Origin of the sequence: Vibrio sp. D417a, from assembly GCF_030248595.1 — a bacterium.
GTDB lineage: Bacteria > Pseudomonadota > Gammaproteobacteria > Enterobacterales > Vibrionaceae > Vibrio > Vibrio alginolyticus.
The window spans coordinates 77,009-102,750 of the sequence record NZ_JAHGAM010000019.1 but is presented as its reverse complement, the minus strand read 5'-3'; the positions used below and the strand labels follow the sequence as shown (position 1 = coordinate 102,750).

Here is a 25,742-nt window from a genome sequence, read left to right as displayed (position 1 = left end):
ATCAGGATTCTATTTCCAACAAGTATGCCGCTGAAGTTAACACTATTAGCATCTGTATATTTGAGAATTAGATCCTGAACCACGCTCCTTCGCCGCTGTTTAGAATGACGAAAGTCTTTTACTTGCTTTGCATCTCTTGCCACCACGCGTCATCGGCGATGATTTGACCTTCTTCATCGAGTGGTGGGTAAACAAGCCCTTTTCGTTTCGCGACTTTTGCCAGAACAGGGTGACCACGTTCAAAGAGAATACGGTTGATTGTCTCTTTAGGCAGAGCGCTTTCTTCTCGGTCGTACATACCTGCGGCTTCACGTTGACGTTGCGCTTCATACAAAATTACGGCACTGGCAACCGATACGTTTAGTGACTGCACCATACCCACCATCGGGATAATAATGTCTTGATCGGCAAGCTGTTTGGCTTGCTCCGAAGCGCCAACCTTTTCGCTGCCTAAAATGATTGCCGTTGGTTTGGTGTAGTCGATTTCGCGAAAATCGACGGCGGTGTCCGAAAGATTGGTCACCAAAACCTGCATACCTTGCGCTTTGAGTTCGGTAATCGCAGTTTCAATCGAATCGTGAGTATCCACTTCAACCCAGTTACGCGCGCCTGCTGAGGTATGGCTCAGCGTACGCATTTTGTCTGGCCAAATTGCGTGAACTTTGTGTAAGCCTGTCGCGTCAGCGGTGCGGATCACAGCAGAGACGTTGTTTGGCTTATGTACTTCTTCGAGACAAAGTGTCAGATCAGTTTGGCGAGTTTTTAGGACTTGGTGAATACGGTTGTAACGTTCTAGGTTCATATTTATTGAGGTATAAAAAATCGCCACCTAACAGAGTAGGTGGCGATAGAGGTTAGTTCTTTCTGCGTCTGACTCGGGTTGCTTGAGGCATTGCCTTAATCTTACGCATGATACCAGCAAGGTGGACACGATCTTTCGTCGTCAACAGCACAGTCACAGTGTACAAACGACCATCACGTTCTTCCGTTGAAAGGCCATGAATGTTTGATCCTGTTTTCGAGATCACGTTGGTCAGTTCTGCAAGAGCACCTTGGTTGTTAAGCATGTCGACTTTAAGTTCAGCAATGAACTCTTTATCGTAGTCTTCAGACCAAGCGACAGCCATATAACGGTCTGGCTCTTTCTGATAACCACGAACGTTCGGACATGTTTCTCGGTGAACAACCAAACCACGACCAGGCGATACGTGAGCAATAATGTGATCATCTGGGATAGGATGACAACAATTTGCAAACGTCAGCAATAAGCCTTCTGCGCCACGAATCGGAAGCTTCTTCTTCGAGTCCGTTGGGATTGAACTTGTTGTCGTGAGCTCTTCGGTGTCACCAAGGAGACGACGTGCGATCACAATGCTCATCAACTCACCCAATCCAATAGCAGCCAATAAATCATCGATGCTTTCTAGGCGAAGATCATTCAAGACTTCTTGGATATTTTCTGGATAAATTGAATCAATCGAGTGACGGCCAAGTGCGTGATTAAGTAGGCGACGACCTAAAGTAATCGACTCTTCACGACGCATCGTTTTCAGTACTTGTCGAATCTTAGTGCGGGCACGAGAAGTCACGACATAGTTTAGCCATGCCGCATTCGGACGTGCACCAGGGGCACTGATAATTTCCACCGTCTGACCGTTTTTCAATGCCTTACTCAATGGGTAAGGGTTACGATCAACACGAGCACCAACACAAGAGTTGCCTACATCGGTATGTACGGCATAGGCAAAGTCGACAGCCGTTGCGCCTAAAGGCAATTCAACGATACGACCTTTTGGTGTGAAGACGTAAATCTCATCTGGGAAAAGATCGGATTTTACGTTTTCAATGAATTCGAATGAGTTACCCGCGCTTTGTTGTAGCTCTAACAGGCTTTGCATCCAACGCTGAGCTTTCACTTGCGCAGTGGTGCCAGACTTGTCGCCTTTGTCTTTGTAAGACCAGTGTGCCGCGACACCTTTGTCCGCCATTTGATCCATATCTTCAGTACGGATCTGAACTTCAACAGGTACGCCGTGTGGGCCAACCATGGAAGTGTGTAGCGATTGATAGCCGTTCGCCTTTGGTACCGCGATGTAATCTTTCATGCGACCAGGACGTGGCTTATACAAGCTGTGTACTTGGCCTAAAACGCGATAACAAGTATCAGCGGTATCAACAACGACTCGGAACGCATAGATATCCATGATGGTATGAAAGCGCTGTTCTTTGGTTTTCATCTTGTTATAGATAGAGAACAGGTTTTTCTCACGACCAACGACGCGAGCATTCAAGCCAAAATCTTGCAGACGGCCTTCTATTTCGCTGTGAATGCGTTGGATCATCTCTTTACGATTACCACGTGCGGCTTTAACCACTTCTTTCAGTACGCGGTAGCGGTTGGGATATAGCGCCTCAAAGCCCAACTCTTCGAGTTCGGTTTTGATATTGTGAATACCAAGACGATGAGCGAGGGGCGCGTAAATTTCTAACGTTTCACGAGCAATACGACGCTTTTTATCTGGTCGAAGCGCGCCAAGCGTACGCATGTTATGCGTGCGGTCAGCCAGTTTGATCAGAATGACGCGGATATCTTGCACCATGGCCAGAACCATCTTACGAAAGTTCTCAGCCTGAGCCTCTTTCCTATCGCGGAATTTGAGTTTGTCCAGTTTAGATACACCATCAACCAATTCTGCGACAGTGTTGCCGAATTTCTCTTCGAGATCTTCTTTGGTTACATCACAGTCTTCAATGACGTCATGCAGCAAAGCAGCTTGGAGGGTTTCGATATCAAGGCGCATTTCGGCCAAGATACGAGCCACAGCGACAGGGTGGATGATGTATGGTTCACCGCTAGAGCGGGTTTGCCCTTCATGGGCATCTCTCGCTACCACATAAGATTGACGCAGAGCCTCAATCTGAGGCTCTGTTAGGTATTCTTGGGCAACGTCTTTGAGGCTATCGAATAGATACAAATTATAGGCCCGGGAGGTTGTTGAATTCTAAAGTCAGAATTAACGGTTGTGAGCGATGCTGCTTACTGCCGCTAGCTCTGCCGCTTCTTGCTCTTGCTGTTCTTGACGTTCACGAGCGTCTAGAACTTCTTTAGTAATTAAACCTTCTTCGATTTCGCGTAGAGCGATAACCGTTGGCTTATCGTTCTCTTCTGGCACTAGTGCATCTTTACCGCCAGTTTGCATTTGACGAGCGCGGCGAGCCGCAATCAGTACTAGGTCGAAACGGTTGCCAACTTTTTCAACAGCGTCTTGAACAGTTACGCGTGCCATGAGGACTCCAAATAGTTAACTAAAATTTTAGAATGACGAGAAAGTATACAACCTAACTACTTTATTTACTAGCAATTAGACAAGCCACCGTTTGTGGACTTTCTCAGGTAGTTTATTGTGTTTTTCGCACTGGGCAAAAAACGGGAAATTCTTTATGTTTTACAGCGTGACTTTTTTGAAGTTACTCTGCTAACAACGCGTCAAGCATACCTTTATATTTAGCAGCTTGCTTTTCTTCCTTCAATCTTTCAGCACGCAAGATTGCTTTAAAATCCATCAAAGCGGTATCAAAATCGTCGTTTACGATCACGTAGTCGTACTCGTTGTAATGAGAGATTTCCGACTTGGCTTCAGCCATACGCTTTGCGATCACTTCATCGCTATCTTGACCACGAGTGTTCAAGCGACGCTCTAACTCACCGTTTGATGGTGGTAGGATGAAGATGCTTTTGGCTTCTGGCATTTGTTCACGGATTTGGCGTGCGCCTTGCCAGTCTATATCTAGAAAAACGTCGATACCTTTATTTAGTGTTTCTTCAATCCATACACGAGATGTGCCGTAATAATTACCAAACACTTCTGCGTATTCTAGGAAGTCACCTTTAGCGATCAGGGCTTCAAACTCATCTTTCGCTACAAAATGGTAGTGGACACCATTTTCTTCACCAGGTCGCATGTTGCGCGTGGTGTGAGACACAGACACTTTCATTGCGTAGGTTGGGTTGCGTTCCAACATCGCTGAGATCAAGCTAGATTTACCTGCGCCGCTAGGTGCAGATACGATATAGAGAGTACCTTTGCCCATTGTACTGTTCCACTTTTGATTGGATTGATTGAGTGCCGAAGGGAAGTTCGACATTCTTATAACGATAGCACTGGCATTGAGAAATCAACCACCAAAGGGGTGGATATTGGTGATAATCCCGCCAGAAAAATGGAGGCGAAGAGTATCATGATCTCTATTTTGTTACCAGTTGATCTTTCTGTCTGTGATCGTCTCTGATGAAATAGTTACTTACGCCAGAGTGTTCCTAAACAGCGAAGAAGGAGCGTGATACAGGACTTACCATCCGCGCACTCTGTTATTAAAACCATTTCTACAACCGTTTAGTGTGCTGATTTTAGGTTTAGATTCCCGATTTGGCTTGCGTGAGTGACTCTGGTTAAAAATAGGGGTTAATAATGATAAGACGGAAAAAAGGGGAAGCTTTCACTTCCCCAGGCGTGCGACTGACTCACACTTAATCTTCGAATTATCCTTGAGACTCTAGGAAATTTATCCAAGGGCTAACGGTTGACCTGAATTTTGGCGATTGAGCAGCGCCTTTCATCGCCTGCAAGGCCTTTTGTGGCTGCTTAAGCTCGAAATAGGCCATCCCGCGAATGTATTCAAGTTCTGCCTTTTGCTCTTTAGAGGCACTGGATGCCGCGCTTTCTACAAAACGAGTTGCTTCAGAATACTGCTTGTCTTGTATCATTAAGCGAGCAATCTGAATTTGCGTTTTAGCAGAAGGAGCGAGGTTATATGACTTTTTATAAGCGAGAATTGATTTATCTAGCTCTTTAGCTTGCTGCCAGAAGCTGGCTAGGCGGTCATAGTTTTCCTTCGTCTTTTCAATGTTTCCAGCTGCCATTTCCTTTTCAAGAGTTTTGGCTGCTTTATATGGAATACCTTGATAAGCCAAGAAGTTTACAAAGCGTAAATATTCCTTCTCTCCTTCTAGTTTCCCCATTTTGTAAACCATTTCTAGGGTGGCTAGAGAGTTGCGCTCTTGACCTAGCTCCATGTAGACACCAGAAAGTTGCATCCAGTAACGCTTTTTCTGAGGGTACTTTGAAGTCAGAGTTTTGAGTACACTGGCAACGCTTTTCAGCTGGCCTAACTCGTAGTGAGATGCAACGAGAATTAAGTACCAAGACTCACTTGGGCTCTTGCTCATCGCGATGGCTTTTTTGGTTGGCGGGATTGCATTTCTGTAATCTTCCAACTGAACATAAGCGCTCGCTAACGTGATATAAGCATGAGCTTGAGGCTTCTCTTTGGTTGTTTCTGCAACCTTGAACCATTCCTTCATCGTTTTTACAGACAACGTATACTTTTCTTCAGCTAGGTAAAGCTGAGCCAAGCTGTAGCGAACTTGTTGAGCAACAGGAACGGGAAGTGCGTCGAGCTGTAATGCTTCGGCAAAGTATTTTGCTGCTTGCACATAATTGTCTTGTAGCGAATACAAAAAGCCAGTCTGCTGAAGTAAAACTGCTCGGTCGTATTTTTTCGAACTTGTGCTTTCTAAAGCGCTTGCTAGTTTTTCTTTCGCTGCTGAATATTTTTCAGTTGCGATCAACTCTTGCACTTTGTTAACGGTTCGAAATGTCCGATCTGATAACTGAGGAGCTTCTTTTGCCATCGTAGGAGCGGCCATTGCCACTCCTGCGAAGAGAATTAAAGAAGCCACTTTGCTTTTCCATAAACTTTTCATCGTGACTCCTTAATTGGTTGAGAACTCTATTTCTTGCGATAGGCGCGAGCTAACAGGTTTCCCGTCAACCAATTTTGGTTTAAATGTCCATTTAGAGACTGTTTTTCTTGCCGCTCGACCGAGGCCTAAGCGTCGTGGTTGCTCTTTAAGAACTTTGATGTCCTCTACGGCACCACGTGCGTTTACAGTAAACTCTAATAAGACGACCCCTTTTTCTATTCCTGCTTTCGCAGCCTTCCTAGGCATTTGAGGTTGGAATGTCGCTAGAGGTGTTGGACCTCCGCTACCCGCGAGTTGCGCACCTCCACCCTGGCTATAATGTCCAAGCACCGAACCACCTGTAACATTTACGGGTAGGTCAAGCTTTGGCATATCCATTGGGGTCTGCTCCATCACCGGTTTTACTGTCGCTGTCACTTTCATTTCTGGCGGCGGCGGCGGACGCTTAGGCGGTGGTGGCTTTGGAAGTTCGCGTTTTTTCTCCTGTATTTTTTCGTCTGGTTTAATGCGAATAAACTCGACCATACGCAGGTCATCATTCGACACTAACTCGTGGCGCTCTTTGTTTACTAGCTTGTCCATCCCCCAGAACAACCCGAGGGAGACAATGAGCGCCAGTGCAATTGAGGCCAGATACCGCATAAGCTTAATCCTTATTGGTTGCGGCAATGGAGATGCTTTCTACACCTGCCATTTTGATCTGGTCCATAACCTTCACTACTACGCCAGCATTTGCTTCTGTGTCGGCTTGGATAACAACTGCGCCATCAGGGCTTTCTGCACGAAGACGTTCAATATTCGCGCGAACCGCGTCCACTTCGATGCGGCGTTTATCAACCCAAACATCACCCGCCGCACCAACTGCGACCATGATGTTACCTTTTTTCACGGTTTGCGCAGAGCTTGCTGTCGGGCGGTTTACTTCTAGACCAGCTTCTTTTACGAACGATGTTGTTACGATAAAGAAGATCAACATGATGAATACGATGTCGAGCATCGGTGTCATATCGATAGCGGTTTCATCACTGCTATCACTGCTATAGCGTCTTTTCATGACCTATACCTCTAATTCCATTTACTCAGGCAATATGCTTTAGCTTATCTTCCAGCTTTTGCGTTGTGACTTTGGCTAAATGATCAAGACGTGAACTAAAGAACAGTCCTGATAGAGAAGCCACCATCCCGGCTAAAGTTGGGATTGTTGCCTTTGAGATCCCCGAGGCCATTGCTCGAGGGCTTCCTGTTCCTGTTACCGCTAAGATGTCGAATACTTGGATCATGCCAACAACGGTGCCGAGCAAACCCAGTAAGGGACAAAGCGCAATCAACACTTTCACGATTGGCAGGCCCTTTTTATTCTCAATGTCCTGACGAGAAACAATTTCTTGTCGGATCATCTTAGCGTTCCAGCTCTGGTGCTCTGATCGCCCCTGCCATGAGCCAACGGCTTTTTTCATGGCTTTTGGAGCGACGGCAGCAAAATAGAACCAACGTTCTAACAATACTGCCCACAGCATAAAGCTGAGGATGAAGATGGCGACGAGTACATCGCCACCCATTCCCAAGAAGCGCCTAATTGATTCAAGTTCTCCAACTAACCACCACATAACGCCTCCTTAGCTTTCGGCTTTATGTAGTTTTTCCTGATAGCGAGCGATGAAGCCTGCACTCTGTTCTTCAAGAGTTTGAACCAAACGACGACCTTTACTGTGTACGATGGTGTACAGGAACAGTAGAGGAATTGCGACAACCAGACCAAGCATCGTAGTAACAAGTGCTTCAGAGATACCGCCAGCCATTAGCTTAGGATCACCTGTACCAAATAGTGTGATTGCTTGGAACGTACCGATCATACCCATTACCGTACCCAGTAGACCTAGAAGTGGTGCTACAGAAGCGAACAGTTTGATTGAGCTGATAAAGCGTTCAATGCTCGGTGCGTTACGTAGGATGATTTCGTCCAGTTTCGCTTCAAGATCTTCAAGGTTGTCACCTTTGTGTTCTTGGTAAGCTTGGATAACTTCACCCAGAGGATTACCAGGAATCACGGTTTCTGATTTCGCTTGCTTACGCATTTTACCGCCAATCACTTGAAGGCGTAGGAAGCAAACTAGAGCAATGATAGCGCCAACTGCACCCATACCAAGGATGACGTAACCTACAATGCCACCTTGATCAATACGTTCTTGAACGGTAGGGCTTTGTACAAGTAGAGACAGAATTACACCACGGGATGGGTCAATAAACAGTGGCTCATAGCTGTTTGACGCTGACTCAAAGCCCGCAACATGACGTGTAATATTGGTGCGAGGCTGTCGAGAGAGTTCTTCGAACTTACCTGTTTGAGGTACATAAGTAACGTACTTACCATCGGCAATCGCGTTAAATTCACCGACAAGAGTAACATCGCGAACCGCTTCTTTACCTTCGCCATAAACAACCGTTGCTTGGGTTGTTACTGTCTCGCCTGAGGCAACCACTTGTTGAAGAATGGTATGCCAGAATGCTTCTAGCTCTTGTGTTGATGGCAGTTCTTTGCTTTCAGCCAGTTTCGTTAGTAGAGCGTCACGCTCTGGGAACTGAACAGCGTTTTGAGAGGCAGCAAATAAGCCCTTAAACTCGCCCGCATATTGGCGGACCACACCAAACATTTCGCCCAAAGTACCAGAGCGAACACGTAAGGTTTCTGTTAGTTCAGTCAGCTGCTTATCGTTTTCATCAAATGTCGCTTTAAGTTGATCGCCCAGTGCTTGCTGTGAAGCTAGCTCTTCACGAGCCTGTTGCAATAATGCCGCTTGCTTATCTCGGTTGTTCTTGAACTCAGCTTCACGGGCTTTGTTCTCTTTTGACTCAACGATGCTTTCTGATTTTACGTTTTTGAGTAGTTCAGATAGGTTTTTAGGCGTTTCTGCTTGTACGCCTGAAACCATAAATAAGCTCGCTAGTAGACCAGCGGCTAGAGTTTTGAATCCTTTCATCTCTTATTCCTCCCCAGCATATACAGGCAATTTGATTAGCGCTGGTGGCGCTTGCTTCTTCGCGATACGAAGGCCTTGCTGTACCGCTATGCGGTAGCTTTCCGGTAATGTTTCCCATTGACGTGTTTGTTGGTTCCACATACCTGTCTCACCACCGTCTGGAGATTGGAATAAAAGCGCCGTGCGACCAATACGTAGGAAGTCGTAAGTCACGGTTTCCCCATTTCTATCTAGGCTAGCTTTGTAAGATTCAATTGAGCGAGAGAAACCTTCTTCAATTTGGTAGGCTTCCATCACTTTACGGAATTTCTCAGAAGTCGTTACGTCGGCGCGATCCATGAGACGACGCAGTTCTTGGACACGTTTATTACGTTCTTTTTTCTGGAAAGGTAGATCGAGAGTCACAAACTCATCGAGTGCATCGATCATTTTAAGTGTTAGTGGCACTACTTCTGTTGCCGTTTGATCGATCTGAGCAATTTGGTTATTTAATGAGTCCAATTCACCTTGCTGTGATTGAACCATACGGTTAATTTGCTCGTTGTAGACTTTCATGCTGTCGATTTGACGTAGTAAGCCTTTGTATTCTGCCAACATGCCTTCAGTACTTTCGGCATAATTGTCGATTTTTTGTTGCGAAGCTTCTGAAGATTGATTTGCTTTTGCTTGTGTGGAAACGACAGCACCAGAGTTGGCCGCTATAGAGCTACTACTGATAGTAAGCAATGCTGCAGCTATGGCACTGAGACCAAATTCCTTGAATTTCATGGTTGCATCCTTGTCAGTGTTTTAGTCAGTCGAAAAGGGCGCGGAAAACCCGCGCCAAATATTTTTTAGAAGTCGTATGATGCCTCGACGTATAGCTGACGTCCGATTGGATCGTCATACCCAGTTGCATAGAATGGAGAGGTATCGCTTAGAGGATCTGCAGGCGGTACTTTGTCAAACATGTTGATAGCACCAAGAGTTACACGACCACTCTCGTTGAATTGGTAAGAAGCCGTTAGGTTCCACGTTGTCATACTAGCGATTTCTGCTTTGTAACCCGCTTTTTTAGCAGAATCACAGTCATCAAAGTAGTAACGGTTTGCGTAGCTTGAACACATACGGTCGCGGTATTTACCAAATAGGTTGATAGCGACATCTTCATATGCCCAGCCAAGATTTAACGTTGCGGTGTATTCAGGCATGAAATCTCTTTCATCCGTTACAGGCTCGCTGTCGTTTTCTTGATATTCAGCAATCAAGATCTTCGTTACAGCAACACGCGTGTTAAATGAACCGAACTCATTAGTGTCGTATGCGTATTTGATCGCTAGGTCAATACCAGAACGCTCTTCATACGACTGGTTCACTGGACCATAGGATACCGACTTGATGGTGCCATCTGGGTTACGAACGACTTCAGTACCTGGGTATTTACCTGGATCGTTAATTACGTCTTGGTAAGTTGGTGCTGTTACGACGTCTTCCATCTTGATGTGGTACCAGTCAACAGTTACACCAAGATCATCCACAGGCTCCCACGCTAGGCCCAAGTTAATGTTTGTACTTGTTTCTTCTTTCAGCTCAGAGTTAGGGCCATTAAGCGTATCGAAGTATTGAGTATCACACTCTGGGTACTTGTCTTTATCTTGTGGGCCGCTACCACCAGCGTTGGCACAAAGCTCTGGGTCAAAGCCAGAACCAAAGCCTCGAGTTTGATCACCAAATAGTCGCTTCAAGTCTGGAGCTCGGAAGCCTAGACCGTAGCTACCACGTAGCAATAGGGTGTCAGTAGGACGGTATGCTAGGGCTACTTTAGGAGTGAATGCGCCACCAGTTGCCGAGTCGTCGAAGTAGTGGTCGTAACGACCAGCGACAGTCATTTCTAAATCTTCAATGATAGGAATAAGAGCTTCAACACCAAGACCAATCTGATCACGGTCACCGCCGCCTGATGTTCCACCTAGACCAGAGAAACCACCAGCTGCTGTTGTAGCATCAATCGTCTCATTGTAGTCAGTACGGTTCCATTCACCATAAACAGCAAAGCCAGACATACCTGCAGGAAGTTCAACCAAATCACCAGCCAGTGAGCCGTTAACAGAGTAAAGCTTTGAGTAAGCTTCTTTGCTTGAAGTGCCGCTGTATTTGTCTACAACGTCTTGTGAGATAGGCCCTAGAAGATCGACATCACCATTTTGTACAGCTTGGTCGAGAGTTAGAAAGATTGCTGGGTTGCTTGTTTCAACGCTTTGCTCAGAGTAACCAGCGGATAGGTCCCAATCATACGTATCAGCAAGCAGGCCGTTCAAGCCTAAGGTTAAGCCAAAAGAATCGGCTTCAGTGTTACTTTCGCGTGGTCCAAATTCGACCATACGGCGAGTGTATTCGCCTTCGCCGCGGAAGTGAGTGGCATCAACTTCAACGCTGTAAGGGTTAGGTTCGAATTCAGATTCTGTAGACTTGTAGCCAAAACGGGCTTCTGCCATGGCAGTGACATTGTCGTTAATGTCCATTTCACCACGTAAAAGTAGGTCTACTTGTTTGTTTTCTGGTTTTAATGTTCGGTATGCAGAACGGTTAACACCACACTTTCCATCCGCTCGTTCAATCGCGGCATCACCAACGACTTCTTTACATGAAGAACCAGCATCAGCTGGTGTTAGAAGTGTTCCGTTGGCGCCTTCAAAGTTTGCACCGTAGCTAGAGTAGCCACTTAGCTGAGAACGGCTAGAACCGTCATCGCCAGCCCAATCATCTCGGTCAGATTGCTTTAGCATTTCGTTGCCCGCAAATTGGCCAACGAAGAGAATACGTTTGTCGTCAAAGTTTTTGCCAGCCACAACGTCTAAACGGCCGTTTTGGTAACCACCATCCGTCGCGTCACCCGCGCGTACTTTTACAGAAACGCCATCAAAGTCTTTCTTTAAAATGAAGTTTACGACACCACCGATTGCGTCGGAGCCGTAGATAGCAGAACCTGAGTCAGTCATTACTTCAACACGCTCAATGGCGGCGACAGGGATTTGGCCGATATCTTGGAAGTTAGATGTACCATTTTGTGCTAGCGGGTATTGAGGAAGACGACGGCCATCAATAAGAATCAATGTGCGTGACGCGCCAAGGCCACGTAAGTTGACTGACTGCGCTGCTGGTGTAAACGAGAAAGAGTCTGTTTGAGCCATTACACCACCTGTGTTTTGGGTCAAACTGTTCAATACGTCTTGCGCGCTGTTAAAGCCTTTAGACTCAATGTCTTTACTATTAATAACAGTAACTGGTGAAGGACCTTCCATATCCGTCGTGGAGATACGCGAACCAGTAACTTTCATCTTTTGAAGTTTTTCAACTTGCTGCTCTTCTGCCAGTGCTGTTGCTGGGGCTGCAACTGCTGCTGTCCCCAAAGCAAGGCTTATCGCAACAGATAAAGCGGTTGTGTTTTTATACATCCTTGTTGCTCCGATTATTATTATTTCCTATGTCTGGCCGCATAGCGGCCAAATGTGACGTTAATATTTCGTTAACGTTCGGCCAATGTATAACCGAGATGAAAAAAGGAAGTCAAACCAGTGGTAAACGGGGATGCTTAAATGTAAAAAAGATGTAAATAACCAGGCTTTATTTAAAAGGCGGAATAAAAAACCGAATAATGTTTATGAATCGATATTAAATTTCAATAAAACACCGTATTTTGTGTTTCTTATAAACTTTAATGACTTATCTTGCCTATGGTTTTTTAGTGGGTAATTGAATCTGGAAAAAGATATTTTTCCAGTGAATTGTTCTGAGATGAGTTTTATATCGAATCCATACTTTGTTAGCTCGAACTTATTAGGTGGTATCAAAATATGATACCCATTGCGGTTAAAGGGCTCACTCGTATTTTTAGGTCAAATATAACCTTGGATCATGTGTCTATTTATGTGTGTAGGGTGCATTTTTATGTAGGGTTTTGGCTCTAAACAGCCTAGATTGATATTCTGTATGAATTATTTTTGTGGTTTTTTATAATTTTTTACAAAAACATTTCTGTTTTTCGACATCGAAGGAAGTTTGTCATGTTTTGGTTTCAAACACTTGAAGCTGATGTGGATTCAAGATAAATATGACGCTGAAATTATTGCAGTAGTAGAAAAGTCTAGCTCTTGAGGCGCAGGGAGTGTGCTTCAACAGTTTTAGTTACTACGAGATAAATATGCACCATTTTGGGCGGAAAATATCCTCTTTCACTCCGTTTGAACTGGACAGTAGACAAGGAGCAAGTTGTATATGCTGTCGTACTTTTTACGCCGTTTGGCGTTGGTTATCCCAACGTTTCTCGGGATAACTATTCTCATCTTTGCTATCACTCGTTTCGTGCCTGGCGGACCTGTTGAACGCATGTTGTCACAAATGCAGTCCCAGGGGGACGGCGCCGCATCAATGACGTCTGCTGGTGGTAATACGGCCCTTTCTGACGATCAAATCGCGGAGCTGAATGCGTTTTATGGCCTGGATAAACCAGTAACGGAAGCGTACGTCGAGTGGTTAAGTCGTTTGGTAATGCTAGATCTTGGCGAGTCGACGCGTTACTACGAGCCTGTCTCGGACATGATCGCAGAGCGTTTGCCAGTGTCGTTGTTTTATGGCGGCATGACCTTCTTTATTAGTTATTTTATCTCGATTCCTCTTGGTTACTATAAGGCACTCAAGCACGGTTCTGTGTTTGATTCCGCTTCTTCAGTACTCATTTTCGTAGGCTACGCGCTACCAGGTTATGTGGTGGGTGTATTGCTGATCACGTTATTTAGTTATCACTTGGAATGGTTTCCGATGGGAGGTTTTGTCGGCGATGACTTCGACGATTACGAAACCTTCTTTGAACGCGCTAAAGACATTATGTGGCATGCGGTGTTGCCTTTGATCTGTTACCTCATTGGTGATTTTGCCACGCTGACGATGACAATGAAAAATAACCTGATGGAAAACCTTTCCTCAGATTACATCCGCACCGCAATTGCGAAAGGATTACCTTTCAAAAAAGCAGTTCGTAAGCACGCGTTGCGTAACAGCTTAATTCCAATCGCGAGTCACTTTGGTAACTCTTTGTTGTTCTTCATGACCGGTGCTTTCCTGATTGAAGTTATCTTCAATATTGATGGCATTGGCTTATTGGGTTACGAATCAATCATGGAGCGTGATTACCCTGTTGTTATGGGTATTGTCGCCATTAATGCGTTGTTACTGCTCATTGGTAACATCATTTCAGATATTTGTGTTGCTTTAGTCGACCCACGTGTGAAGTTTGGAGCGTAACATGATTAAAGTTAGTCCATTAACTCAAAAGAAAATTCGTCACTTTAAAGAGATCAAACGAGGCTATTGGTCGTTTTTTGCTCTTTCTATCATGTTGATCCTTTCTCTATTCGCCGAACTTTTGATCAACAGTAAAGCGCTAGTCGTCAAGTACGATGGTAGCTACTATTTTCCTGTTGTCAGTGACGTACGTTTAGGTAGCGAATTCGGCCAAGAGTCATCCAGTGAAGCCGATTATCGTGTACTGCAAAAAGCGTTTGAGGCTGAAGGGGGCGACAACTTTGTTATTTTGCCGCTTGTGCCGTGGAACCCATATGAACAAGATTTTAGTGGTGATTTCCCGCCAACAGCACCTAGTGCCGAAAATAAGCATTATTTAGGTACAGATGTGATAGGTCGCGATATTTTGGCGCGACTCGTCTACGGATTCAGAACGGCGATGGGATTTGCGTTGCTTACGATGGCCATTTCCTACGCGATCGGTACTGCAGTCGGTTGTGCTATGGGTTTTTGGGGCGGTAAATTTGACTTGTTTGTACAGCGACTTATCGAAATCTGGTCAATGGTCCCGTTTTTGTACGTCATAATGATTCTTGTTTCAATCGTTCAACCGACGTTTGCTCTCTTTGTCGCTATTAACGTGCTTTTCACTTGGATGGGGATGACATGGTACATGCGGACCATGACCTATAAAGAAGCGGCACGAGAATACGTAATGGCGGCACGTGCTTTAGGGGCATCGACTGGACGTATCTTGTTTAATCACATCTTGCCAAATACGATGGTGATTATTGTAACCCTAGCACCTTTCACTATTGCAGCTAACATCACAGCATTGACTGCTCTCGATTACCTAGGCTTAGGCTTGATGCCACCAACACCAAGTTGGGGGGAATTACTGCAACAAGGTAAGTCAAACTTAGATTCGCCATGGATTGTTGCGTCAGTAGTGACTTCTATAGTTCTGGTTCTGGTAATGGTGACCTTTATTGGTGAAGCCATTCGAGCGGCTTTCGACCCGAAAAAATTCACACGCTATGTTTAAGCGAGCATTGTGAGCAAAACATAAAAAAGGGAAGTTTTATGAAGAAATTATTTTTAGCGTCCACGCTGAGCGCCCTGAGTTTTGGTGCAATGTCAGCAACGCTTCCGACTGACTTAAACTGGCAAACAAACTGGGATGAGCCTCAATATGGTTCGCCAGAAGCGAAACGTGGAGGGACTTATCGCACCTTTATGTCAAGTTTCCCGCAGACGTTACGTAGTGTTGGTCCAGACGCTAATGCAGGGCTACGTTCTTTTATCTTAGATGAAACTCCAGGCTTGGTGGTCCGCCACCCAGATACTTTAGAGTTCATCCCTGAGCTTGCTAACGAGTGGGCGTTAGCAGGTGACAACAAAACGGTCTATTTCAAACTCAACCCTGAAGCCAAATGGTCGGACGGTAAACCTGTGACTGCCGACGATTTCGTGTTCATGCTGAAGTTTTATCGTTCCAAGGACATCTTGGAGCCTTGGTACAACGATTACTACAACAAAACGATTGCGGATGTTATCAAGTACGACACTCATACGTTTGCTGTTAAGGCGGCGAAAGAGTTCAATCCGGAAGAATTGCTGTTACGAATGGGGGCGCTGCGCCCACGTCCCGCACATTTTTATGCTAATCCTTCAAAAGATGAAAATGGTGACGGTATACATGACAACTTTGTCCGCTACTACAATTTTAAAAGTGAACCAACGACCAGTGCATACTACCTAGATGACATTAAAAAAGGTAAAAGTGTTACCTTCAAACATGTCGGTGAAGACTGGTGGGGTTACAGCAATAAGTATTATCAACATCGCTATAATGTCGACAAAATCCGCATCACAGTGATTCGCGACAGTGATATCGCGATGAAGCACTTTGAGAAAGGGAAGCTGGACGCATTTGGTCTTGTTTTACCAAGCTTATGGCATGATAAATCGAATACGGAACCTTACCAAAAGGGATACATTCAAAAGTTCTGGGGTTACAACCAATTTCCAGTTGGGGCTGGTGGTGTATGGATGAACACCGCGATGCCTATGCTGGATGATTTAAACATTCGCAAGGGCATTACTTACGCGATTGACTTTGATGGCATGATAGAGAATGTCATGCGTGGCGACTACTCCCGTAAACCGAACCCGACCGGTTATGGTCATGGTAAATACACCCTACCAGATGCTAAGGCACCGAAGTTTGATCCCGCAAAAGCGGCCGAGGCATTCGAAGCCGCAGGCTTTAACAAAATTGGTTCTGATGGTATTCGTGTCAATGATAAAGGTGAGCGCTTAAGCTTCGAGCTGACCTACGGAACACCTGTTCATACTCCTCGTATTGCCTTTTTGCGTGAGCAAGCCAAGCTAGCAGGGCTGGATATTGAGCTCAAGTTAGTTGATGGCTCATCCATGTTCAAATACGTACGTGAGAAAAAGCACGATTTGGCTTTCTTAGATATGGGTACGTCTGAGATCCCAACGTATTGGGAGTATTTCCATTCAGTCAATGCGAACAAGCCGCAAACTAACTCTTTCACAAACTACAGCACGCCTGAACTGGATGAAAAGATCATCGAGTATCGTTTTGGCATGGATATGGATAAAAAGATCCAGCTAGGTCATGAGATTCAGCGTGACATCATTGATGCTCACGTTATCGTCCCAGGCTACATGGTTCCTTATGTCCGCTATGGTCACTGGCGCTGGTTAAAGTTTCCAGATAAGCCAATGAATCGCATGACAGAGGCGCTGTTCAGTGGTGCAATCATAGGCGATGGCACTTACTGGATTGATAGTGATATCAAAAAAGAAACGAAACAAGCGATGAAGTCAGGCAAAGCTTTTGAACCTGTTGTTGTCGTAGATGACACTTATAAGCTGTAAGGATTGGTTATGGAAAACGATGTAATCCTAAGTGTTAAAGATCTCGAAGTTGAATTTACCACCGATGATGGGCCAGTGAAGGTTCTGCATGGTGTGAACTTTGATGTGAGAGCTGGACGTACACTCGGTCTGGTGGGAGAGTCAGGTAGTGGTAAGAGCGTAACCTCAATGTCGATCATGGGGCTATTACCTAAGCCATATGGAAACATCATTAAAGGTGAAGTGAATTATCGCGGCACCAACCTAGTTGATTTGCCTGCGGAAGAGATGTACGCCATGCGTGGCGATCGCATTTCGATCATCTTCCAAGACCCAATGACGGCGCTCAACCCAGTGCACACCATTGGTCGTCAAATATGTGAAGTGCTTGAGCTCCATCGACCTGAGCTCGACAAAAAGGAGCGGGAGGCGTACTCGATTGAGATGCTGGCAAAAGTAAAAATCCCAATGCCAGAGAAGCGATTGAATGAGTATCCCCATAACCTATCTGGTGGTATGCGCCAGCGTGTCATGATCGCGATGGCATTGGCCTGTAAGCCGGATATTCTGATTTGTGATGAACCGACTACAGCGTTGGATGTTACGGTTCAGGCGTCTATCCTTGAACTGATGAACGAGCTTCAGGAAGAAACAGGCATGGCAATGATCTTCATCACTCACGACCTCGGGGTTGTGGCAGAAGTGTGTGATGATGTTGCCGTGATGTATGGTGGGCGTATTGTCGAAAAAGCAGAAATTTTTGAGTTGTTTGATAACCCGCAGCACCCATACACAGAGCGTTTGATGGGGTTGATGCCGAGCTTAGATAATGAGCCAAAGCAGATGATCGATATCAAGCCTATTGATGCCAGTATGTTTGCCAGTTAACTGGGCAAAGTGAACCAGTCATAAAAGAGGATGTTATGGCAAAAGAAGTATTAAGAGTTGAAAATCTTAAACAGCACTTTGTTTCTGGTAAAGGGCTGTTCAAGAAAGGCTACACCATCAAAGCGGTAGACGGGGTTTCACTGTCTGTTTCTGAAGGTGAAACACTGGGGCTAGTTGGTGAGTCAGGTTGTGGTAAAAGCACCCTTGGTCGCACGATCTTAAAGTTATACGAGCCAACGGAAGGTAAGATTTTCTTTGAAGGTAAAGACATCACTAAACTGTCTGTCAAAGAGATGCGATCGCTGCGTAAAGACATGCAAATCGTCTTTCAAGACCCAATGGAGTCACTCAATCAGCGTCATACCATCGGTATGATTCTGGAAGAACCGTTTGTTATTCATAAAATTGGCACGCCAACAGAGCGTAAACAATGGGTAAAAGAGCTTTTAATCAAAGTGGGATTACCAGAAACGGCAGTAAACCGTTATCCACATGAATTTTCAGGCGGACAACGGCAGCGTATCGGTATCGCTCGCGCGATTGCATTGAAGCCTAAACTGCTGATTTGTGATGAATCGGTATCTGCGTTAGATGTGTCGGTACAGGCGCAAATCTTGAACCTATTGCTACAACTGCAACAAGAAATGAACTTGGCGATCATATTTATCTCTCACGATCTCTCGGTGGTGAAACATGTTTCTGACAAAGTTGCCGTGATGTATTTTGGCAAAGTGGTAGAAGCAGGCAGTGCTAAAGAAATTTATGCAAACCCGCAAAACGAATACACCAAAAAACTCCTATCTGCGATTCCGATCACTCACCCTAAATATCGGAAGAAAAAGCGCGTAGCTGAAAAAAAGCAGCAAGTGGCGTAAGTGATGCCACAGGTCCTATAACACAAAAGCGCTCCGCCAAATAAGCGGAGCGTTTTTATAAGCAAATGCCAGGACTTGGAGTCGATTCGCACTGATGTTTATTCTGATTGATTGAAGATCGTTGCATGCTAAACTCAAGGCCTATTTTCTTTGTTTGGATAATGGACCATGCCGTCGAATTTACCGAAATCCTTTAGTCGACCTTTCCTGAAAATCTTCCATATTTTGGAGGCGGTGTTATTAGTCTCTATTACCTTGGCGACGTTGTACGCCATGATGCAAGAGTTTGTGCACGTATTTGTAGAGAAGCGTGTCTTACTCACAGATATTCTTTTGATGTTTATCTATCTGGAAGTGCTCGCCATGGTGCAGCAGTTCGTGATGAACGGTAAAATTCCGGTACGCTATCCTATCTACATCGCGATGATGGCGATCGCCCGCTATATCACTCTCGGAATGAAAGAGCTGGATGCAGTTTTGGTTGTGTGGTTATCTCTGGCTGCGTTTATTTTGGCTGCGGCTACTTTGCTGATCAGAATTGGACATCATTATTGGCCCTACGTTGATAACAGTACCTTGGAAAAAGACGAATAAAAGAAAGCCCCGTATTAGCGGGGCTTTTTTGTTTCAATACTCGATGACTTTTAGATCATTCAATGTTTTGGATCTGAATGTTGATTGGTTTTAAAAAATTTATTTATATCAATGATTTAATTTGTTACTTGTTTGGGTTTTTCTTTTTTAACCACCAATATAACCACCAATTGGCTTATCGCAATTTCTCATATCTCTCATCGACGAGTTTCTTGATTACATTGCTAATATTGCTATCTTCTTGTCTGACTAACCACATCAATCGCTCTTTAGTTCTGTCAGTCATTGAAACGCTGTATGGCCTTTTGCCATTATTCTTCTCTCTGAATTTCTTCTGATTCCATGCAGCTTTCATCTTTCGAATTGTTAATTCAGTTTCTGCTGGATGCATTAAGAGTTGATAATCAAAGTATGCTATCAGTGCATGGTAGCTTTCATCTAAGTCAATGGGTTTCCAAGGTAATGAAAATCGGCGTAGGTTATTGTTTAGGTAATCAATGCATGACTCAATTTGATCTTGGTTCTTTCGGTCAAACCACTTCACAAGTTTTTTATGATTGTTTGATGAGTAACATCTGTGCCACAAATCATTGATTAAATCGATTAGGTATTCTTGTCCATTAAGGTCAATATTACTCTCAAAGAAAGCTTTTCTAATTAGGCGATAGCGTGATTTTTGCCCTGTTAATGAATGCACTTTCTTACGAGGCATTATTACTTTGATGTTGAAAGGAGTTCTGATAAAAGAATCAAAAGATGGCAAGTTGCGAGTGTTGTTATCAAGAGGCGTGAAGTTGTATTTCTCTCTATTTTTTCTGTCTGAGTTGCCAAAGATCTCTCTATTGTCTGCATGGCTCATTAATAATGTGATGCAGAATCCACAGGCCCTGTAACTATTCTTGAGGTATGTAAGCTCCTCATTTGCTAATTGATGCTTATTAGTGAAATCCGTTATGAGCCGATTGATCAATTCTTGTTTTTCTGAACCATTCTCTATACGTCCTATTTCATTGTTTAGGGCATGGTTTGCATCATCAATTGTTTCGCTTTCTTCAATTAAACCCCTTTTGATATTGAGGAGTTCTTCGAGCTCTTCTTCATAGTAAATAGCTTCTCGCCAAGAGTGAGCATGTAACGCTTTTCGATCATCCATTAGAACTGACTCATAAAAAAATATACAGTAATACTAATCAATTACATAAGTTTTTCACAGTGATTTATCAAAATTTTATGTTTGTTTTATGCTTGTTGTTTTTTGATTACACAGTAATTTAATGTTGATTTAATTGTCTTTGATTTAAATCTATATTATCGATATACCTAGGGTTGGATAGATTTTACTACGATGGTAGCTATACATTGTTATCTGCTCTAATTAGATAACTTCTGAGTGGATTACAGGATTTCCGTATTACATGCAGCATTGCCCTGCAACGTTTGTGACTAAGTAACGGAGTAGTAGAAGTGTCGGTATGACTATTATCTGAAAACAAGGGGAGCAACTATAGGAATTATACCTACCTTAAGTAGGTGGTAGAGCTAAGGTAAAAAATAAGGTGAGTAGGGATATCTGTGGATGAATTACACAGGAACCAACTCATGAAAGAATCAACTTACCATGGCCTAACTATTCAAGGTTCATTGGAGGAAAATAACCAGCTCTATCTCGACAGATTGCTCACGACAATGAACAACGCTCTAGAAGAGTACTCGAGAGTGTATGCTATTCGAGTAGATCTCAGGTTGCCAGTTGATGATAGCTTCTTCGATTGTCTTAGCCGTGATGAAATAGTCAGCTACAACCTCAGGCGAACAAATTTGATGAAGCGTTTTATAGAGTCCCTGAGCGCTAGAATGGATGCTCAGGCGCGAAAGAAGCGTCGAGAGGGAAAAAGAGTTCATTCATGTAATGTCAGATATGCCTGGGCAAGAGAACGAGATACATCATATAACGATCACTATCATGTAGTTTTGTTTCTCAATAAAGAACGATTTTGCAGGGCGGGTGACTATTCAGGGAAAGATAGTTTAGCCGCTTTAGTGATAAAATCCTGGGCGAGTGCACTTGGGTGTGAAGCCGAAGATTGTCATCGTTTGGTCTATTTCCCTAGAAATCATGGCTACTATTTGGACTCAAACCACAAAGATTTTTCTTATTGGTATAGTGAGCTGTTTTACAGAATTAGCTACCTGGCAAAAAGAAGGACCAAGAACTACGGTGAAGGAAATCGATGTTTTGGTAATAGTTATCGGTAATCTATCACTCACTTTTCGATTCCGACAAAAAATAAAGGGGAGAGAATCCCCTTATCCTTTATGACGATGCCTTAAATCCCATACACGCCACTGGCTCGCTTGAATGTGCGTACGAGCGTCACCTTTAAGCTGAGTCAATGTGAAAGTGTTAGAGAAGATATCACCGCTTAGACAGTGGCTACAGAACTGATGACAGTTTTCATTTAACAGGGAATAGTTTGTTTGTACACCTAGCATAGCTTCTGCTATTTGAGCGCATTGCTCATTACCAATGGAATGGCCCTGAGCATTGCAACTCACGTAAATGGAAAGGGCTGTGGTATCTGCTAGGAATTGATGAATTGACACAGCTTCGATAAGACCTTTGCCATTACGGTGGATGATACGTCCATTTCCCACGTAGACACCCGAATGCTCAGCATATCCAAACGCGAGATCGCAATACACAATGCTCCCTCTTACTGGGGTATCCGTTTTCCAGAATAAATTTTGGATTAAGCTTTTCGATAAGCTGCCTACAACAAAGCTTCCTATTGCGTTATATGGGTTCATGTTATTTGCTCTCAAATGTAATAATCGCGAAACTAAAAAAGGCTCTGAGCTTAATGTTTATAAGGGATTGACGGTCCCGCTCCCTCACTAAATGACCAGGCTTAAAGCTCAAGAGAAACAAAGTCTTTATCGACTTCATCTTGAGTGATACCGATATAGCGAAGGGTGACGCCCTCAGATGTGTGACGAAGCATTTTCATGACACGGCCTATATCCTTTGTAGATTGGTAAAGAAAGTAACCTCGCGTCTTTCTCATCGAATGAGTACCTAAAGCGATATTTAGCTCTTGGCCTACTTGTTGAAATGCCATGGACACAGCACGTCGCGTGATTGGCTGCGGTGGTTTGTTTTTCAACTGTTGGCATCGGTGGGATTGAAACAAATAGATGTGGTCGGGATGTTGCTCCCTTAATCTAGCAATATACTGCTGCGCTTTGGTATTGAGCTGAATGTTTGCCAGCTTGCCGGTTTTGCTTTCACGAATAATGAGTCGGTCACCATGAATGTCTTCAAAGCGGATCGATAACAAATCAGAAATCCGAAGTGCCAGGTTTAATCCGATATGCCACACATCGGCCATTTGTGGATTACAACGAATACTCAGTAAATGACCAATCAGGCGTATGGTGTCATCATCTTTGATTGCTTGGACCTCAGCCATAATCTGCTTCCTTTTTTGTCTGTATAAGGATGTTTTGGGAAGCACAGAGCCGACGATATCAAGAAACCCTTGTGCAATAAGGGATTGAAGCTTCCCGTTTTAACAATATGGGAAGCAGGCATCGGAGTAGCTCTATGCTGGTGGTTTTGTTGAATGCTTGGTTACTGAAAGTGCTAAGGTTTTACGAAGTGTCAAACCTCAAACAAGAGATTTAAACTCTTGCACAATAGGGGTGATTTAAGCTGTAAAGCATGGGGTTAGGTTGGTTTTGTCGATGAGAAAAAGCAGAGGTCTATGTTTCTAGCTTTTCTTGTTATGATGATGCAGTGAGCTGAGAGCATCTATGCTTTATGGTGAAAGATGATTTTAGTTGTTGTATCAAAAAAGCCCTGAGAACGACTCAAGGCTTATGAACATTTTACGTACGTTTACACTTTAGATCACGTAAGTGGATAATGTCGTTATTACTCAAGCCATTCATGCCTTGAGTCCAATGCAGTATCGTTTTGGTTAATGACATATAACTTAGTGCATTATTATCTTTGTAGATATTTTGGAGAGAATCAAAAAGGTCTATTTGACAGTCAACATGAGTACCGTCAGACATCTCTGTGCTAAAGCCATTGTAAGAAAATACATAAGTTTCATCTGGAGTGGTAGACCATTGATAAATTTCACTGATTTTCACTGGAGATATGATATCTGCATATTTATCATTGATCTCGTTGACTCTAGGTTCTAATCCTTGCGGAAACTCTTTCTTCATCTTCCATTCGGAACGTTCTACTCGCATAAGGCTGTCTTTGATCGGCCTTTCGGCTTCAAGCTTTTTAATAATGTTTTCAATCTTCGCTGTTTCTTCTAAACGTTTCTCTAGTGTGGATTTTAGCTCCAGATCTTTGACTAACTTTTTGTACTCTTCGGTTAGCCTTTCAATTTTCTCAGACCTCTCATCTTCAATCTGAGTGTTAATTGCTTTGGTTAATTGTTTAAAGTCACACTGGTACTGTACGATGGTTCTCTCGCGACTATCTTCGAAAGTTTCCCAGTTTACCTCTTCACATATCTGGCGATTGTTGAAAGCTTGATTAATAGTGAATGATCGTTCGTATTGGATAATTTCGTTATCTATATTGATGTAGCTAAAAGGTTGGTTTTGAAGTGACTCTATGTCACCCTCACAACCTGATAGTGAAATAGTGGCGGCGATAGCCGTTAAACTCAGTAGAAACTGCTTTTTTACTGACATTATTTATCCTTAGAATCATTGATTAATTGTTAAGTAGTACCTTCCTAATAAGTGGCATCACCAACCCAGTTAATAGCCAAGTTAGTGATGGATTGCCCGCCACGCTGAACGGATATACTTATATCGTTCGGCACTATACATATATAGGTATGGCTTTTTCTATGCGTCTGGTTGAATTTATTGATAAAACTTACATTTTCTATGAAATTAAAAGTTGGGTTTAGGCGCCGATTACTTTTATTGAGTCATATACGCCAATTGCTACATAAGCTAGAAAGTTACACTCCCACATTTCATACAGCTCCGTGGTTTCTTGTAGGTGCATGCCCAGCCAGCCGCTAAAGCGAGCGAAAGCGACGTTGTTAGCAAAATCAAAAGTCAGGTCGGGAACCAGTTCCGGTGTCTCGTCACCAACATAAACGCGGTCCGTTATCTCCCTAATGGCAATATGGCTGTCTTTAATATCGATAGTTATAGAGACAGGATGAAACCCTCCTTCTTTCGGGTGGCAACTGGTGTCCTTAAAACGGATAGTTAGCCGCCCTCGGTAATTAACATCATGAATAGAGCGTTTGATTAAGTCTTTGAGTTGGCGTGAAGGCTTGGCTCGCTTGCACGCGAACATAGCCAGGTTAGCAGCTTGATTCATAGTGACCTCTTTGAGGGAAATTGAGATTAGCGAATGGGGGTAATGTCGATTGAGATTGCAGAGTGTGCGATGAGCGAGCGAGTGACTGCTTTAAGCCAACTGGCGAGTAAGGTTTGTACTTCTGGCCGTTGTAAGCTGCACTGCTTAATTTCAGGGTGATAGAACCAACACCCTGCGAAGTTGAAATACAGCGATAACTCTTTTTGTGGCGTGCCAGTGACGACGACATCAAAGGTGGCGATAAAGCGAAGCCGCCAGGGCGAATCACTGGATGTGCGTTCTAATTGAATTTCAATCGGCTGAAATCGTTGGTCAGTCTCTTGAGAACGAATGTTTAACGCCAATCGTTCAACTGTATTAGGAATGGTGCTGTCCAATAGCAGGGCATCAAGAAAGCAATGCATTGGAGTAACGAGCTCATCATTAAGCCCGGAAACAATAAAATCACTCATATCCACCCCTTTTCAGCGAATGAGACACAGTCTTCACCAACTACGATGTGGTCTAAGACACGGATATCCACGAGCTTTAGAGCGTCGATAAGTCGCTGAGTAATGCGTTTGTCGGCTTGGCTAGGCTCAGCAATGCCGGAAGGATGGTTATGGGCAAAAATCACCGCGGCAGCGTTGTGGTTTAGTGCTGTCTTCAATACTTCACGGGGATAAATCGAAGCGGCGTCAATCGTGCCAAAGAACAACTCTTCAAAACTGATCAATTGATGTTGATTATCAAGAAACATCACGGCAAACACTTCACGCTCATGTGCTCCTAATTTGAGCTTTAGGTATTCTTTAACATTGGTTGGATTAGTGAACGTGCCTTCACGTTTGTATTTCGTAGCTAGAGCTTCGGCTGCACGCTCTAGCAGCTCATTGAGTTCTGAAGTCTCAAAGGGGTAGTCATGGTCAGTCTTTTGGGTACGCATAAGGGCTCCTTGGGGTATCTGTTTGGTTATGCGTACTGATGAAATATATCTGAAAGGGTTTTAAATCAGGCTTGTCAGGAATTGGAGGGGAGAAAGCAAGCGTGTCCAGAGACAGGTAAAAAATAACTGACTTGCCGTTGTTATGTAGAAATCGCTGTAAAGCAAGTTATTAACAATCAAG

The 25,742-nt window shown here is 44.0% G+C and carries 25 protein-coding genes; 7 read left to right on the top strand and 18 right to left on the bottom strand.

Annotated features, from left to right (window positions below; all coding sequences use genetic code 11):
- Nucleotides 1-118: 118 nt before the first annotated feature.
- The 11 genes from trmH to KI742_RS18290 all read right to left on the bottom strand — a co-directional run bounded on the left by trmH (nucleotide 119) and on the right by KI742_RS18290 (nucleotide 12,176).
- Nucleotides 119-802 (bottom strand): tRNA (guanosine(18)-2'-O)-methyltransferase TrmH, encoded by a 684-nt coding sequence (gene trmH, locus KI742_RS18340; protein ID WP_017820702.1) that lies wholly within the window; start codon nucleotides 800-802, stop codon nucleotides 119-121.
- A gap of 52 nt (nucleotides 803-854) precedes the next feature.
- The gene (gene spoT / locus KI742_RS18335) at nucleotides 855-2,975 is read right to left on the bottom strand and encodes a bifunctional GTP diphosphokinase/guanosine-3',5'-bis pyrophosphate 3'-pyrophosphohydrolase (protein ID WP_005379340.1); all 2,121 of its coding nucleotides are present in this window, start codon (nucleotides 2,973-2,975) and stop codon (nucleotides 855-857) included.
- 39 nt (nucleotides 2,976-3,014) lie between these two features.
- Nucleotides 3,015-3,287, bottom strand: coding sequence for a DNA-directed RNA polymerase subunit omega (gene rpoZ, locus KI742_RS18330; RefSeq protein WP_005379346.1), 273 nt, complete (start codon nucleotides 3,285-3,287; stop codon nucleotides 3,015-3,017).
- A gap of 181 nt (nucleotides 3,288-3,468) precedes the next feature.
- Entirely contained in the window at nucleotides 3,469-4,092 is a 624-nt protein-coding gene (gmk, locus tag KI742_RS18325) for a guanylate kinase (protein ID WP_005379347.1), read from the bottom strand.
- A 448-nt stretch (nucleotides 4,093-4,540) separates the two neighbouring features.
- Complete coding sequence (locus tag KI742_RS18320; protein WP_047103757.1) at nucleotides 4,541-5,764, bottom strand: lipopolysaccharide assembly protein LapB; 1,224 nt, start codon at nucleotides 5,762-5,764, stop codon at nucleotides 4,541-4,543.
- Nucleotides 5,765-5,773: 9 nt separating this feature from the next.
- Entirely contained in the window at nucleotides 5,774-6,406 is a 633-nt protein-coding gene (locus KI742_RS18315; RefSeq protein WP_005379353.1) for an energy transducer TonB, read from the bottom strand.
- A gap of 4 nt (nucleotides 6,407-6,410) precedes the next feature.
- Nucleotides 6,411-6,818 carry a biopolymer transporter ExbD gene (locus KI742_RS18310; RefSeq protein ID WP_005379359.1) on the bottom strand — a complete coding sequence of 136 codons (408 nt, stop codon included), beginning with the start codon at nucleotides 6,816-6,818 and terminating at the stop codon, nucleotides 6,411-6,413.
- A 25-nt stretch (nucleotides 6,819-6,843) separates the two neighbouring features.
- A complete protein-coding gene (locus KI742_RS18305; RefSeq protein WP_005379363.1) occupies nucleotides 6,844-7,371 on the bottom strand; it encodes a MotA/TolQ/ExbB proton channel family protein in 528 nt (175 codons plus the stop codon).
- Nucleotides 7,372-7,380: 9 nt separating this feature from the next.
- Entirely contained in the window at nucleotides 7,381-8,742 is a 1,362-nt protein-coding gene (locus KI742_RS18300; protein ID WP_086046437.1) for a MotA/TolQ/ExbB proton channel family protein, read from the bottom strand.
- Between the two features lie 3 nt (nucleotides 8,743-8,745).
- Nucleotides 8,746-9,510 carry a DUF3450 domain-containing protein gene (locus KI742_RS18295; protein WP_005379365.1) on the bottom strand — a complete coding sequence of 255 codons (765 nt, stop codon included), beginning with the start codon at nucleotides 9,508-9,510 and terminating at the stop codon, nucleotides 8,746-8,748.
- 65 nt (nucleotides 9,511-9,575) lie between these two features.
- The gene (locus KI742_RS18290) at nucleotides 9,576-12,176 is read right to left on the bottom strand and encodes a TonB-dependent siderophore receptor (RefSeq protein WP_137281641.1); all 2,601 of its coding nucleotides are present in this window, start codon (nucleotides 12,174-12,176) and stop codon (nucleotides 9,576-9,578) included.
- A gap of 820 nt (nucleotides 12,177-12,996) precedes the next feature.
- On the opposite strand from KI742_RS18290, the gene KI742_RS18285 reads away from it, so the two are divergent.
- From KI742_RS18285 to KI742_RS18260, 6 genes are all read left to right on the top strand, one after another.
- The gene (locus KI742_RS18285; RefSeq protein ID WP_005384771.1) at nucleotides 12,997-14,022 is read left to right on the top strand and encodes an ABC transporter permease subunit; all 1,026 of its coding nucleotides are present in this window, start codon (nucleotides 12,997-12,999) and stop codon (nucleotides 14,020-14,022) included.
- A gap of 1 nt (nucleotide 14,023) precedes the next feature.
- Nucleotides 14,024-15,067 carry an ABC transporter permease gene (locus KI742_RS18280; protein ID WP_285385037.1) on the top strand — a complete coding sequence of 348 codons (1,044 nt, stop codon included), beginning with the start codon at nucleotides 14,024-14,026 and terminating at the stop codon, nucleotides 15,065-15,067.
- 38 nt (nucleotides 15,068-15,105) lie between these two features.
- A complete protein-coding gene (locus KI742_RS18275; RefSeq protein ID WP_285385038.1) occupies nucleotides 15,106-16,932 on the top strand; it encodes an extracellular solute-binding protein in 1,827 nt (608 codons plus the stop codon).
- Nucleotides 16,933-16,941: 9 nt separating this feature from the next.
- Nucleotides 16,942-17,799 (top strand): ABC transporter ATP-binding protein, encoded by an 858-nt coding sequence (locus KI742_RS18270; protein WP_005379371.1) that lies wholly within the window; start codon nucleotides 16,942-16,944, stop codon nucleotides 17,797-17,799.
- Between the two features lie 35 nt (nucleotides 17,800-17,834).
- Entirely contained in the window at nucleotides 17,835-18,674 is an 840-nt protein-coding gene (locus KI742_RS18265) for an ABC transporter ATP-binding protein (protein WP_104975751.1), read from the top strand.
- 168 nt (nucleotides 18,675-18,842) lie between these two features.
- Complete coding sequence (locus tag KI742_RS18260) at nucleotides 18,843-19,268, top strand: phosphate-starvation-inducible protein PsiE (RefSeq protein ID WP_025768316.1); 426 nt, start codon at nucleotides 18,843-18,845, stop codon at nucleotides 19,266-19,268.
- 175 nt (nucleotides 19,269-19,443) lie between these two features.
- On the opposite strand, the gene KI742_RS18255 is transcribed toward KI742_RS18260, so the two are convergent.
- The gene (locus KI742_RS18255; protein ID WP_285385039.1) at nucleotides 19,444-20,421 is read right to left on the bottom strand and encodes a hypothetical protein; all 978 of its coding nucleotides are present in this window, start codon (nucleotides 20,419-20,421) and stop codon (nucleotides 19,444-19,446) included.
- Between the two features lie 446 nt (nucleotides 20,422-20,867).
- Here KI742_RS18255 and KI742_RS18250 point away from each other — a divergent pair, with 446 nt between their 5' ends.
- Nucleotides 20,868-21,524: an inovirus Gp2 family protein gene (locus KI742_RS18250; protein WP_238844888.1), complete on the top strand. Its 657-nt coding sequence runs from the start codon at nucleotides 20,868-20,870 to the stop codon at nucleotides 21,522-21,524.
- A 51-nt stretch (nucleotides 21,525-21,575) separates the two neighbouring features.
- Here the strand turns inward: KI742_RS18250 and KI742_RS18245 are convergent, their stop codons facing one another.
- The 6 genes from KI742_RS18245 to radC form a co-directional block, all read right to left on the bottom strand.
- Nucleotides 21,576-22,076, bottom strand: a complete 501-nt coding sequence (locus KI742_RS18245; RefSeq protein WP_285385042.1) for a lecithin retinol acyltransferase family protein — start codon at nucleotides 22,074-22,076, stop codon at nucleotides 21,576-21,578.
- A 101-nt stretch (nucleotides 22,077-22,177) separates the two neighbouring features.
- Nucleotides 22,178-22,738: a tyrosine-type recombinase/integrase gene (locus tag KI742_RS18240; RefSeq protein WP_213906802.1), complete on the bottom strand. Its 561-nt coding sequence runs from the start codon at nucleotides 22,736-22,738 to the stop codon at nucleotides 22,178-22,180.
- 418 nt (nucleotides 22,739-23,156) lie between these two features.
- Nucleotides 23,157-23,987 carry a hypothetical protein gene (locus KI742_RS18235; RefSeq protein WP_285385043.1) on the bottom strand — a complete coding sequence of 277 codons (831 nt, stop codon included), beginning with the start codon at nucleotides 23,985-23,987 and terminating at the stop codon, nucleotides 23,157-23,159.
- Between the two features lie 220 nt (nucleotides 23,988-24,207).
- Nucleotides 24,208-24,636, bottom strand: coding sequence for a DUF2787 family protein (locus KI742_RS18230; RefSeq protein ID WP_285385045.1), 429 nt, complete (start codon nucleotides 24,634-24,636; stop codon nucleotides 24,208-24,210).
- Between the two features lie 26 nt (nucleotides 24,637-24,662).
- Entirely contained in the window at nucleotides 24,663-25,088 is a 426-nt protein-coding gene (locus KI742_RS18225; protein ID WP_213906804.1) for a DUF2787 family protein, read from the bottom strand.
- Nucleotides 25,085-25,561, bottom strand: coding sequence for a DNA repair protein RadC (radC, locus tag KI742_RS18220; protein WP_285385046.1), 477 nt, complete (start codon nucleotides 25,559-25,561; stop codon nucleotides 25,085-25,087). Before radC ends, KI742_RS18225 begins: the two co-directional genes overlap by 4 nt.
- Nucleotides 25,562-25,742: the final 181 nt, after the last annotated feature.